General features: G+C 35.2%; 12 protein-coding genes and 2 tRNA genes. 6 read left to right on the top strand and 8 right to left on the bottom strand.

Annotation, left to right across the window (positions count from 1 at the left end):
• Positions 1–301, top strand: a 301-nt coding sequence (locus CIN_RS04770; RefSeq protein ID WP_245527812.1) for a hypothetical protein, incomplete at its 5' end; no start/stop codon positions are given.
• Complete coding sequence (locus CIN_RS04765; RefSeq protein ID WP_040363792.1) at positions 282–695, top strand: hypothetical protein; 414 nt, start codon at positions 282–284, stop codon at positions 693–695. The genes CIN_RS04770 and CIN_RS04765, both read left to right, overlap by 20 nt.
• A 122-nt stretch (positions 696–817) precedes the next feature.
• Here the strand turns inward: CIN_RS04765 and CIN_RS04760 are convergent, their stop codons facing one another.
• On the bottom strand, positions 818–1,687 hold the full coding sequence (locus CIN_RS04760; protein ID WP_008853925.1) for a DNA adenine methylase: 870 nt from the start codon (positions 1,685–1,687) through the stop codon (positions 818–820).
• Positions 1,688–1,745: 58 nt separating this feature from the next.
• Positions 1,746–3,317: a hypothetical protein gene (locus tag CIN_RS04755; protein ID WP_008853924.1), complete on the bottom strand. Its 1,572-nt coding sequence runs from the start codon at positions 3,315–3,317 to the stop codon at positions 1,746–1,748.
• A gap of 320 nt (positions 3,318–3,637) precedes the next feature.
• Here CIN_RS04755 and CIN_RS04750 point away from each other — a divergent pair, with 320 nt between their 5' ends.
• Complete coding sequence (locus tag CIN_RS04750; RefSeq protein WP_008853923.1) at positions 3,638–4,156, top strand: hypothetical protein; 519 nt, start codon at positions 3,638–3,640, stop codon at positions 4,154–4,156.
• Between the two features lie 218 nt (positions 4,157–4,374).
• Positions 4,375–4,779: a DNA adenine methylase gene (locus CIN_RS04745; protein ID WP_050798338.1), complete on the top strand. Its 405-nt coding sequence runs from the start codon at positions 4,375–4,377 to the stop codon at positions 4,777–4,779.
• Positions 4,780–4,944: 165 nt separating this feature from the next.
• On the opposite strand, the gene CIN_RS04740 is transcribed toward CIN_RS04745, so the two are convergent.
• The 6 genes from CIN_RS04740 to CIN_RS04720 all read right to left on the bottom strand — a co-directional run bounded on the left by CIN_RS04740 (position 4,945) and on the right by CIN_RS04720 (position 10,282).
• Positions 4,945–5,035: transfer RNA gene (locus CIN_RS04740), tRNA-Ser, on the bottom strand.
• A 95-nt stretch (positions 5,036–5,130) separates the two neighbouring features.
• Complete coding sequence (locus CIN_RS11360; protein WP_008853922.1) at positions 5,131–6,456, bottom strand: restriction endonuclease; 1,326 nt, start codon at positions 6,454–6,456, stop codon at positions 5,131–5,133.
• Positions 6,457–6,713: 257 nt separating this feature from the next.
• Positions 6,714–8,309, bottom strand: coding sequence for a bifunctional aspartate transaminase/aspartate 4-decarboxylase (locus CIN_RS04730; protein ID WP_040363791.1), 1,596 nt, complete (start codon positions 8,307–8,309; stop codon positions 6,714–6,716).
• 34 nt (positions 8,310–8,343) lie between these two features.
• Positions 8,344–9,297, bottom strand: coding sequence for an aspartate-alanine antiporter-like transporter (locus CIN_RS12070; RefSeq protein ID WP_245527822.1), 954 nt, complete (start codon positions 9,295–9,297; stop codon positions 8,344–8,346).
• Positions 9,264–10,034 carry an aspartate-alanine antiporter-like transporter gene (locus tag CIN_RS12065; protein ID WP_245527811.1) on the bottom strand — a complete coding sequence of 257 codons (771 nt, stop codon included), beginning with the start codon at positions 10,032–10,034 and terminating at the stop codon, positions 9,264–9,266. Before CIN_RS12065 ends, CIN_RS12070 begins: the two co-directional genes overlap by 34 nt.
• A gap of 162 nt (positions 10,035–10,196) precedes the next feature.
• Positions 10,197–10,282 (bottom strand) — tRNA-Leu (locus CIN_RS04720).
• A gap of 228 nt (positions 10,283–10,510) precedes the next feature.
• On the opposite strand from CIN_RS04720, the gene CIN_RS04715 reads away from it, so the two are divergent.
• A complete protein-coding gene (locus CIN_RS04715; protein WP_008853918.1) occupies positions 10,511–11,482 on the top strand; it encodes a complex I NDUFA9 subunit family protein in 972 nt (323 codons plus the stop codon).
• 130 nt (positions 11,483–11,612) lie between these two features.
• A complete protein-coding gene (locus CIN_RS04710) occupies positions 11,613–13,022 on the top strand; it encodes an NAD(P)-dependent oxidoreductase (protein ID WP_008853917.1) in 1,410 nt (469 codons plus the stop codon).
• The last annotated feature ends 31 nt before the right edge of the window (positions 13,023–13,053 follow it).

Genomic DNA, 13,053 nt, shown 5'->3' with positions numbered 1-13,053 from the left:
GAAACGGGGCGCATTAAGCGTCTTTTTTTATGCCTTTTTTATGGGAAAAGTAATGGATAACACTGATTTATTAATGCAGATGTTTCAGTATTGCCTTGGCATGATACCAGGGGATATTGCAGCGAATATTATTTCAATTGTGACGGTTGTGGTGACGGTTTGCACATTTATTATTCGTTTTTGGAAAGAGCCAGAGCAAAGTAGTAAATGGCATAGATTATGGCAGGTTCTTCATTTGCTTGCCTCGTTCAAAAAGGCAGACAATGCCAAGGAGGGAAGTAATGCCGATAAAACGTCTTAATATCTTACGTCAACGAGATCATTGGTATGCGGAATGGTGGGGATCAGTCTTTTTGATAGCGGTTGGAGTTTATGCGCTTTTAATGCCGAATAGTGAGATCCTACATCGATCTTTAGTCGATGGATTTCTAACATTTTTTCCCGTGGATATTTGGGAGTTATTGTTTATTGGCATTGGGTTATTTCAGTTTTGCATGTTGTTTACCGAAAGTATGTGGGGTAGGGGCATCGCAGCTTTTTTTGCCTCTAGTCTATTAATCTGGGGATTTTTAAATATCTTTCTGTTTGGCCAATGGCATTTCAGCCTTGTCGCATGGGGGGTGTTTTCCAGTATTAATCTATATGCCTTATCCAGAATCCTAACAGGATTGGAAAAATGTAATGAACCTCTTTGAAATCCTGCGTTGGTGGTGGGAAAGCAATATCGAGTGGATCAGGCTATACGATCCTTGGGTAATCCCAGTTATTGCCGTTTGTATCCCTACATCTTTTGTCATTCGTGCCATTTGTGCATTGATTAGGGTGTGGAGAGGGAGATGAAATATTTATTTAGAATAGAAGGAAGTTTTATTTTATTTGAAATAATTAACAGTTCATTAGCTTTCTTTTTTGTTTGTAATGAGTAGTTAATATTAAAATGGAATTGTTTATTTTTATTATATAAAATTTCTATTTCATTAGTGTTATCATAAGTAATTATCCATGGGCAGCTAGTATTTTGGATGACTTTAGAAAGGTTTTGATGATCTATTTTTTTGTAAAAATTAGTATATAGTTCTGCACCCTTATTATAATAAGGTGGATCAATAAATAGAAGGCTATGAGATGGTAAGGATTTGTTGCAATGATGTATAAAGTCTATAGCATCCATATTAGTTAAGGTGATTTGATTTTTAAAAGAATGAATGGTTTTTATACGTTTAATCAAAGGTTCTTTATTAAATCTACAATCTAACTTATATTTACCTTCTTGTTTTAACCCTCCTATTGGTCCAGCCCATTTGATAATTCCAGAACGATTGGTTCTGTTTAAGAAGAAAGTTGAAAATCCTAGATTTATTAAATTATTAACATCTTGTTGTTTATGGATTGCTCGTTGAATATACCATTGCTCAAGGGTTATGGGTGTGTCGATAATTTTTTGTATAAATTCTTCTGTTTCATTAAGGATGCAGTGCCAAAAAGCCCATATGGTAATATCTAAATCATTGATATGAGCATGAGAAATGTTTTTCTTTATAAGTAAAGATAGAGCTAGTCCACATCCTCCTGCATAAGGTTCTGCATAGTGTGCATTTAACTTATTATGATGTAAGATAGGTACTAACATATTATATAAACATGCTTTGCCTCCAGGATATCTTAGTGGGGAAAAAAAATCTCTCATTAGGTAAACTTGTAATTATATATAATAATGATGTCTTGCTTTATACACTGTTTTATTTTTATTGGCCAGTAGATTTTTTTTGAATAGCTTCTTCGATACATTTTATAATCACAGGTTCGATACAAGTTAGGTCATTATTAAGTTGGGCAGTGTTATAATACGCGTTGTTAGCACTATGTTTAGTTGCATTACCATGTTTTGATATTGTTTGGAATTTTTCTACATACTCTTTACTTTTTTCTTTTTCAAACCCAAACTTGGTTAACTTGTCTTTACTAAGAAAATCAGGGAAGCTTGTTGTTTCTTTTCGCTTTTGACATGCAGTTAATGTTTCAAGAAAAGCCCATAAACCTACTGTTAATAAGGGTGTATAATCATGATTATTAGTATTGATTTTTGTTTTTGTTAAGGAAAAGTATAAGTGTATAAGTTTCTCATTTTTTAATCGTTTAAGTTGTTTTTCAATATCGCTATTAAAATGTAATTTTTTGATTTGGTTGGGTGATTTGGGTGTTGAAATGGCAACTTTTTGGGTCGGTGTTGAGGTTAAAGGGGTTGGTACTGTTTTTTGAATAGAAATATTGCTTACTGTAGGTGATGGAGTGAGTGTATTAATTTTACTATCTTGTGGTCTGCTATGTAAGATAGGTTTTTGATTTATTCTTGGATGTTCAGTTGTATTTTGTAGTGTGTAATTATAAAAAAGTTCGGGGCTCTTTAAACTACTGCTATTTTGATTATTAGATATTTGATTATTAGATAATAGTGATTTTATATAAACCTCTTGCTTAGCTGCTGTATTAATCAAACGGGTGTTGATTTTAGCGTTTTTAATATCTTTGACTATTGCACTAAGCATATTGATTAATATTTCTGGATTTTTTTGAAATGTAGGGTGAGTAGTTGAATCAATTTGCTTAGAAGAAATTTGGAATGTATCTCTGAAAAATTTATTGCCTATAATATACTCCAGCGTAGATGCACCTTGTTCCCATAGATAGTCTTTAATCTTTAACCATTCATTATCTGGAAAGGTTGAATTTCGTTCAACAAATGAGATAACATCAATCAACGTTGCATCCCCTTGATACAATTGATTATCAATTGGTTTCCATGTTTGTTGTCCTGCCCCACCTGATTGACCTCCATGTCTTGCTAATAAAGTAGGTTCGGCTTCTTCTCTGGTCTTAAAAAGATAACAATCAATTTGCAAAGATTTTATGTTTGTTATTTCCTGCGTGGTAATATTATTTAAAAAAGTTTCGAGTTTATTTAAAAAGTTAGTGTCAAATGTAATTAACGCGTTATTTTTACAGATAATATCTTTGTTTAAGAGTGAGGATATAAGTTTAAGGCTGGTAATACGTCTATTTCCATCCAATGCTAGATATTGTTGTGAATTAGATGGCATTGGTAAAACGCATAAAGGTTGTGCTTGTAACAGACTCTTACGGTCTTTGATATCTTTTAAAAGTTCCAGAAAAGCATTTGGGTCTTGTTTGATGGTTGCTTGTGCTAAGGTTTTTTGAGGTGTATTTTGGTCGAATTGATATCTTGTTTTGAAACGAGGGTTCGCATAGTCAAGGATAATACAATTTATCGGTAGCGAAATATAATCTGTTGCTGACATTATAAACCTCAAAAAATTAAAGATATTTGTTGCGTATATAATAATATATCGGTTTGTGATTGTTAGGCAAATTTATATTCCAACCATTTTCGCCATATACATAAATTGGTCAAACTATAATACCCAAAATAAATAGCAGTTCAACGATGTTTTTTGAGGTTTTTTCGGGAGCCCGAAAAAACCATTATCTTTCCCGATACTGGGAAAATTAGTTTTTCCTAACGTCAGGAAATAGGTTTTTACCGGAGGCGGTAAAAACTAACTACTTAATAAAATACATTCTCAAAATTATTATTAAAAATCAACATAGGAAATTGAATATGGCTAAAGTAACGGGTGGGATTTATATCCCTCACTTGAAGGAACATATTGTTACACCAGCTTTGAATTATATCGGGTTAGGTGGTGCAAGGGCGATTAATCTTATCACAGGCACATTCTTAGCAGAGGGGTATGCTGGTGGAGAAACTTACCTAAAACAACTTGGCAAAGGCCCTGCTGTGGGTGCGATGCAGATGGAGCCTGCAACTTATAATGATATTTGGAAGAACTTTCTTAGTGCTTCCAAACGTGCGACCTTAGCAACCTATTTGAAGCATTTGGCTGGCGATTGGAAAACGGACGCAAATGGTATTCCTTTGCCGAGCGTTATGACGGGGAATGTATTCTTTGCTGCTGCGATGTGTCGAGTGCATTATTTACGTGTTCCTGCTGCAATACCAGAGGCTACAGATGCTCAGGCATTATCAAATTATCACAAGAAGTATTACAATACATCACTTGGAAAAGCTGATCCAACGGCGAATAAAGACCGTTTCCAGCAAGCGATTGCGGCTTGATGTAACAGTTTTGGATCTCTGTAGATTTCAATCTGTTCAGTTTTAAATGCAGCCATGAGCTGCTTTTTTTATATTCATAATAATCTATTTAATTAAATTAAGGAGACTTACGTTGGAAATGATCCAACCAATTGATCTAATTGCTGCTTACATAGGTGGTAAACGGAAACTATCGAAGAAAATAATCGAAAAAATCAATCAAATCCCGCATAAACGATATGCCGAAAGGTTTAGATATAAGTAGGAGTAGTTTTAATAAAAATATATTACACAAGAAAATAAAGCTTTTGCATCAACGGTTGTCTGGTGTGTTTATTGAGTGTTTACCTTATGAGGAGTTTCTTGATCGACAAGATAAACCAGATACATTGTTTTATCTTGACCCACCGTATTACGGAACAGAAACATATTATAAAGATTTCTTTACTAAAGATGATTTTCAAAAACTGGCAAGCTTACTGAAAAATCTTAAGGGGTATTTTATCTTGTCTATAAACGACGTACCAGAAATAAGAGCATTATTCAAGGGGTTTCATTTTGAAACCGTTCAAATAAAATATTCTTGCAATGCAAAGACAACAAAGCAAAGTCAGGAATTGATTATAAGTAATTATGGATTCTGAGGATATTATAGTGATGCCCGTATTTAAAAATATCATGCCCTGTTTTATGCCCGTTTTTTTTGTCGTAGTTTGTCAGGATATGGCAAGATTAAGGGGGTGTACAATTTAGTTTTTGGCTTTAAATAAGGGGTATGTCATTATCTGGCAACATATGATATGTATAAATGGCGGAGAGAATGGGATTCGAACCCATGGTACGCTATTAACGCACACACGCTTTCCAAGCGTGCGCCTTAAGCCGCTCGGCCATCTCTCCATAAGATTGCCTTAATAAAAAGCACAATAGCAATTTTTTCGTAAGAGGCAAGAGGAAAAATAGTTTTTTCTATTTTTTATTAATTTATTATGTATTTAAACTAAAGTATTAGCAAATTTTTGTAAATTTTCGTGATGTAATAACGTTACTTTTGTAGAGCTCGCTAGTTGTCGTGCTGACGTTGTATAATTAGCATTTGAAACAACAGCTGCATAATGTGCATGATAAAAAAATTTGGCAGCATTGACTTCTTGTACGGCTTTATTGCTGACTGGTTTGCTGTATAATTTACATTGTATAATTAACATTATTTTTTTTTTAGAAGCAATAATATCTGCGCCTTGATCACCACTGGCTGTGGTGACATCAGCATTCCAGCCAGCTTGTCTCAGTAACTCTGCACAATATTCTTCATATTCAAGAGGAGGCATTGTGGGAGAGTATTTTAGTTTAGTTTTTTTTCTGTTTGTAAAAAATGCTCTTTGTTTATTCGGAGGATACTTTGCTATATACAAAACTTTTTTTAAAATCTTGTTTTGAATAAGCGGATAGTAATCTAAGACCTGATTTTCAGATAAAAGAGGTTTGATTTTTGTTCGAAGAAAACGATTGGCTTCTTGTATCCATTTTTCTTGGACTAAGCTTCCATAGTCATCTTTGTATAGCAATTGATCTCGCTTAATATATAGTGTCTTTGCATGTTGTTCGATTTCATTACTTGCGATTTTATAAGCTTTTTTTACACCATAACTTTTTTTTCTATATCTATGAATACGGCTTAATAACTTAAATAGTGGGCGACCGAATAATAGTAAGAAGAATATTCCTCCCATACCGTATAAAAGTTGACTATAAGACGTTGTCTTATTGTTTGTATTGGATAAGGAAGGTAAATTTTCTGAGCTTGTTTTTCCAAAAGGAGGTGCGAGTTTAGGGATAGGATGTGTATTTAAACGTTCTAATAAGGTTGCAACAAGAGAAGAGGTGCCAATTAAAGAAATAGGGATTTCTTTGTGATCAATTGTAATGGTTGCTTTTTCTGTTGAGGTAAAATCGTGAATAAAAGTTTTTAATTGTGAGGTTGATAAAGTGACTTCAAATTCTATAACATTATTTTGATTTAGCTGTTTAGTTAGCGTAAAAATCTGCTTGCCTATTGTGAAGTTAACAAATGTTATATTCTTTATTTTATTATTTGGAACAAATGAAATTCGCAATAAAGAAGGTTTTTCAGATAAAATACAAAGTGACAGAGTGAAATTGTCTTCTTGACCGCTAATAATAATCTGGCGTGATTGAGTATTGATGGAAGACCGCCATATTGGCGTATCAGCAACGACTTGAGATTGAGCAATGCTGGGAAATAAAGGGCTGCATATGCAGCATAAAACAAGAAACGCATATAAAGAACTAAATTTCATGAGTTACCATCAGTCAGTGCGTATTGTTTTATATCATATTGATTTAGATATGTATCTTTGATTTTTATAGAAAAATACTAGGTTTATACATTGATATTTATAGGGAACATCAAGGGTTGGCAAGGATTTTTTTAAGTATATATTTTATATATTCATTAATTTATAACTTTTATTTAAATGATTATATAAAATACATTGGTTGATATAACTCCTATATTTCTAATATCAAAGAAAAGGGGAGTTATATCGCTTAATGCTTATTTTTGTTTTTTAAATTCAGCGTAATATTCTTCAACGAGTTTATGAATTGAAGAGCCAATGGCAGCATATTGATATTCATTTAAATTTGCTAAAGACACTCTGGCAGATGGATGCTGTACGGCAAATCCTTTTCCAGGAAGTAATACCACACCAGCTTCATCAGCTATTCTAAATAACATTTCTGTTGGTTGCTTTGTTTTTAAAATCCATTGTGCAAATTCATCATTATATAACTCTCGACAAATATGCTCTAGGTCAATAAGCGTATAATATTCAACGCTATTTTCATCAGATGGATATTTAATTCCTAAATGACGATAAAGCGATGCATTACGACGACGAATTAAGGTTTTTAATGCAGTTTTATATTTTTGATCTGTATCCATCATTTCTGATAAAGCAAAAATAACCATTTGAATTTGTTGAGGTGTTGATAATCCTGCGGTATGGTTCAGAGCAACAGCACGACTATCCGCGACTAAACGATCGATGAATTTAAGATGTTGAGGATCTGTTGTAATGGACTCATAGCGTTTATTGAGCGATTTTTTTGTTTGTTCTGGGAGTTCTGCAATTAGTTTATCTACGATTGTATTGCGTGAAGTTGCAATGACGCCAAGACGCCAACCTGTTGCACCAAAATATTTTGAAAATGAATAAACTAAAATCGTATTTTGAGGGCAAATGGTAAAGAGTGAACGGAAGTTATCAGCAAAAGTTCCGTAAACATCATCTGTTAAAACAATTAAATCAGGACGTTTTTTAACGATACTTGTGATAATTTCTAAGCTTTTATCATCAATTTTTACAGAAGGTGGGTTGGAAGGATTAACAACAAAAAAAGCTTTAATACTAGGATCTTCTAACTTACGCAGTTCGCTTTCTGGATATTGCCACCTTAATGATTTATCTGCATTAATCAAGACTTCAACAAGTTGATAATCGTCCAGCTCAGGGATCTCAAGATAAGGGGTAAAGGTTGGTGCGCCAATTGCGATTTTATCGCCTTTTTTAATCAAGCCATTTTCTTTTAAGGAGTTGAAAATATAAGCCATTGCCGCAGTGCCACCTTCAACGGCGAATAAATCAATATCATCGCGATCCATGGCTTGAGTGCCCATTTGTTGTAAAATATATTCTTTTACAATTTCTTCGCTGACGTTCAGCATTCTATCTGGCACAGGGTAATTACAGCCAAGAATTCCCTCGATAATTTCTTGTAAGAAAATATTCCCATCTAATCCGAGTTGATCTCTGACATAGGAGAACATTTTACCCAAGAAGGATACTCCCGGGGTCGTATAATTACGACGGATAAAATCTTCAAAACGTTGTGTTAAGTTATGGTGGATTGGAAAACCACCAATCCCTTCGCTAAGGAAAGAGAAAGACATTTCTGCCTCTTGAGTGGCAAATAACCCAAGTTGGAAAAAGGCATGTCGAGGGAGCGTTGCAAGAAAATTAGGGTTACCACGCCAGGCATTTAACATCATGCGTTCAGAGTGACTTTGAGCCAGTTGAATAAGGGTGTCTTTTAATTCGAAAGGACTTAAATTCGTGTATTCTGAATAATTATTATTCTTCGTTGTCATTATGAATATCTTTCTAAATTTATTGAATCTTTACTTATACAAAGGCAATAATTAATGGGCCTAAGAGTGTCAGGAAAACATTAGCAAGCGCATAGGTTACGGCAAAAGAGTTTGTTGGGATGGCGTTTCCAGCTTTATTTAAGACTTCACCAAATGCAGGGTTTGCACTGCGTGCGCCAGATAACGCACCAGCAAATACAGCAGCATTTTTATAACCAAGTACATATTTACCAAAGAAGATCGCTAAAATCATTGGGAGGAAGGTAATGACCAGACCAATAAGTAATAAGGATAATCCTTGTTCACAAATGGTAGAGATTGCTTGCATTCCAGACTCTAGCCCAATAATTGCGACAAAACCTGCTAATCCAAAATCTTGTAATAATTGAGAAGCACCAACAGGGATATTCCCAATGGTTTGATGACGAGAGCGTATCCAGCCAAAGATTAACCCAGAAAGAAGAGCACCACCGCCAGCGCCTAAGGTAATAGGAACGCTGCCAATACGAACAACGATTAATCCAATGACAAGACCGACTACCAGGCCAAAACCATGGAAAATCCAATCGGTTTTTTCACTTTTATTGATAGGTGCACCAATTTTGCTAATTACACGATTTAGATCGCTTTCAGCTCCATAAACCGTAATAATATCGCCTAATTGTAATGTAGTATCTTTATTAATGGGAAGGGGATCGCCTTCGCGGTTAATGGAAACTAGATATACACCATGTCTTAATCTTAAAACGTTTTCACAAGAGATCGTTTGATCTAAAGTTTTCCCAGCATATTCTGTATTACGCATGACAACATCTTTGGTATTCATAACGATATCCATGCCAGATGCTGAATCTATTTCTTTGATATAATCGTTATCAATCGCAACAATCGCATTACGATGCCCAACAATTAAAACAACGTCGTCTTTTTTAAGAGTTGTTTCTTGCGTAACTTCTATGATCTTACCATTTCTTTTGATGCGTTCAATGGTAATGCCATTAATTTCTTGTTCAATTTCACAGATGGTTTTGTTAACAGCTTTTGTAAAACATATAGTCTACCAATAATGTCTGATAAAGCCATATGCTGATCGTTCATGAGGAGCATGGCACCATTAAATTTTTCAGCTTGGGCTTTAATGGCATCATCATGAATATCTCGCCCCATAATTTTAGGTAAAATATTCACACAAGCAATAATTGCCCCGATTGAACCAATCACATAAGTAACCGCATAGCCAATCGCAATGTTCGCTTGCATTTTATGTAGTTCATCCGTTGATAAGCCTAGCTGATTTAAGGAATCTGATGCGGTTCCCATAATGGCAGATTGAGTTAATCCTCCAGCCGCTAATCCAGCGGCGATCCCTTTATCTAAATGAAAGATTTTTGCGAAGACTATTACTGTAGCTAAACTAATGAGAGCAACAAAGGTTGCTAGCAGTATTTCTCGTAAAGTTTTACCCCCCAAAGATCGAAAGAATTGTGGGCCACTATCAAAACCAACAGCGTAGATAAATAGTGCAAAGATAACGGCTTTAACTCCGTCATTAATAGTCACACCAAAGACACTTAGCGCAACAGCTACAAGGAGCGATCCCGCAACGCCACCCAGCTGAAACTTTCCAAAACGAAAGCCACCAATTAGGTAACCAAGACTAAGAGAAAGGAAGAGAAGAATTTCAGGAGATTGCTTCAGTTCATATACAATCCATTGCCACATCATATTATTCCTAGTTGAATACTGGATTAATTAAATAACTTAACGTTAATCGTATTCTGAAATAAATGTTCGGGCAAGGAAAGAAGTTAGTATTTTTAGTTTATAATAAGTTTTACTCCAAATTACACCAAAATATAGAGTAATCAATTGATTTTATGTGATATTTGGTGCCCCAAAGAAGAGTTGAACTTCCACGACCTTGCGGTCACAGGTACCTGAAACCTGCGCGTCTACCATTCCGCCATTGGGGCTTGCAAGCTGTGTTTTATATAAGTTGTAGGGATCGGTCAATTATTTTTGATTATTGGTATTGTTTATACTTTTCTATTAGATAAAGCTTTTTTTATATGAATTTAGTATTCATAGAATGAATAATGATCTGTTTCTTGTAGAATTCTACCTTGATCAATATATATGTGAAGTATAAAAGATAAAATAAGAGTCAAAGTATTTTGATATTTGTTTTAAGGAGTGTCTAAGTGAGTGATACACGTAAAGTAGCAACGGTTATTGGTAATAATAAATTTGTAGAGGGCTATGTTGTTGAACGACTAGTCAAAGCAGGATACGTTGTTCGTGTGGCTGTTCCTCAACCAGCATTGGTGAATACGCTTAGGCCTTTTGGAAATGTTGGACATATTTCTCCACTTTATTGTTCTGTTACTCAGGAACATACGGTTATCCGTGCCATTGAAGGTGCGGAAGTTGTTGTTAATTTATCAGAGCTTTCTTTTGGTAAAAACAAAACAAAGTTAGATATATATAATGTAAAAGCTGCTCAAAATATTGCACGGATTAGTGCAGCAGCAGGGGTGAAAAAACTTATTCACTTTTCTGCATTAGGTGCTGAATTAAACAGTCGTTCTGCTTACTTGGTAAGTAAGAAAAAAGGTGAGGATGCAGTTTTAGAAGCTTTTTCATCTGCTGTGATTTTGCGTACAAGTATTGTTTTTGGGCCTGAAGATCAGTTCTTAAATAAATTAGGGATGATTGCGAGTTATTTCCCAATTATGCCTGTTTATAACGTGAATACAAAATTACAACCTGTTTATGTGGGGGATGTTGCTGATGCTGTCATGAAAGTTGTGCAACAACCAGAAACAGCAGGGAAAATATATGAATTGGCTGGTCAAGAAGCGTATACCAATAGAGAGTTAATGACTTGGTTGGTAGAGTGGTTGAGAACGAATAATGATATTAGTGGATTAAGTCCAGCTCTTATTCGTTTGGCAGCTTTTTCTTTGCAGTTTATGCCTGGTGCATTAATGACGCCAGCATTATTAAATATGATGGAATATGATTCTGTATTAAGCCAAAAAGAGAACGGTTTAATGGCATTAGGGATTGTTCCTAAAACATTAGAGATGATCGCACCAATTTACTTATATTGTTATCGTTCGGTTAACGATTTTACAGAGTTAAAGAAACTCCAACACCGAATTGAGCAATAAAATACTATAAAATCGATCAAATTTAAATTATTTTAACAATAGGTCAGTATTACTGTCTTTTATTGAAATAAGGAATAGCATAAACATTAGGTGTAATTGATTCTGTAATCGTAAAAGCGATGGTAATATTATGCCTAATGTCATGTTAAAATTTGTTTCTCTTGATCAACAACAACCTGAAAAACGTCCAGCGGAAATACGTAAAGCCGATTTCTTGGAAACATATCGTCGCTTTTCAGACGAACAAGCAAAAACACAAGCCAGCCGTTGTTCACAATGTGGTGTGCCTTTTTGTTCTACAAAATGTCCTTTATCAAACTATATTCCTGATTGGTTGAAACTGACCACAGAAAATCGTCTTGATGAAGCATATGCGCTTTCCTCTGAAACCAACAGTTTTCCAGAAATTTGTGGACGTATTTGCCCACAAGATCGCTTATGTGAAGGTAGCTGTGTAATTGAGCCTGGATTTAAAAGTGTAACAATTGGCGCTGTTGAAGCATATATTACCGATCATGCTTTTCAAAATGGGTTAATTAAACCTGTTGTTCCTTCTCAAGAGCAGGCCCAATCTGTTGGGATTGTTGGTGCAGGGCCATGTGGAATGGCTGCTGCTGTTGTGTTGCGTCAAAAAGGCTATAAAGTTCATATTTATGATCGTTATGACCGCGCAGGTGGTTTGCTGACCTATGGTATTCCAACCTTTAAACTTGAAAAAGAAGTTGTTGCAAGACGTCAAAAATGGCTAGAAGAGTCTGGTGTAACGTTTCACTTCAATGTGAATATTGCAGATAAAACAGGTGAAGGAACGCTTTCTTTTGCTGATTTACGTGCAAAACATGATGCTGTTTTTATTGCAACGGGTGTGTATCAGAAAAAAGAAGTTAAGTTATTAGGTAGTCAGTTAAACGGTGTTGTGCAGGCATTGGATTATTTGATGGTATCTCAACAAACAGACAAAACGCTTTCATCTGATATGGATGCCAAGGGAAAAGATGTGATTGTTGTGGGCGGTGGTGATACAGCGATGGATTGTTTGCGCACAGCCATACGTCAGGGTGCGAAGTCTGTTAAATGTCTATATCGTCGTGACAAAGCAAATATGCCTGGATCTATGCGTGAAGTGAAAAACGCAGAGGAAGAAGGTGTAGAGTTTATTTGGCAAGCAGCTCCAGAAGCATTTATTGGCAGCGAACGTGTTGAATCTATTCGTGCTTTAAGAACAGAGTTGGGGCTACCCGATGCAGGTGGCCGTCAAACAGTTCGAATTATTGAAGATAGTCACTTTACGTTACCAGCAGACATGGTGATTAAAGCATTAGGGTTTGACCCAGAACCTTTGCCAGAATTATGGAATGACGCGAATTTAGAAGCATCTAAATATGGAACCGTCAATGTTGATAAGCAGAAATTTATGACATCCATAGAAGGCGTTTTTGCTGGTGGTGATATTGTGCGCGGTGCGAGCTTGGTTGTTTGGGCGGTGCGTGATGGTCAAGATGCAGCCTTACAAATTGCGAAATGGTTAAAAGAACAATAATTTTGTTCCACACAAATTAAGATTAAAGAAA

The organism is Commensalibacter intestini A911, from assembly GCF_000231445.1.
Classification (GTDB): Bacteria; Pseudomonadota; Alphaproteobacteria; order Acetobacterales; family Acetobacteraceae; genus Commensalibacter; species Commensalibacter intestini.
This window is presented reverse-complemented; position numbering and strand designations above follow the sequence as displayed.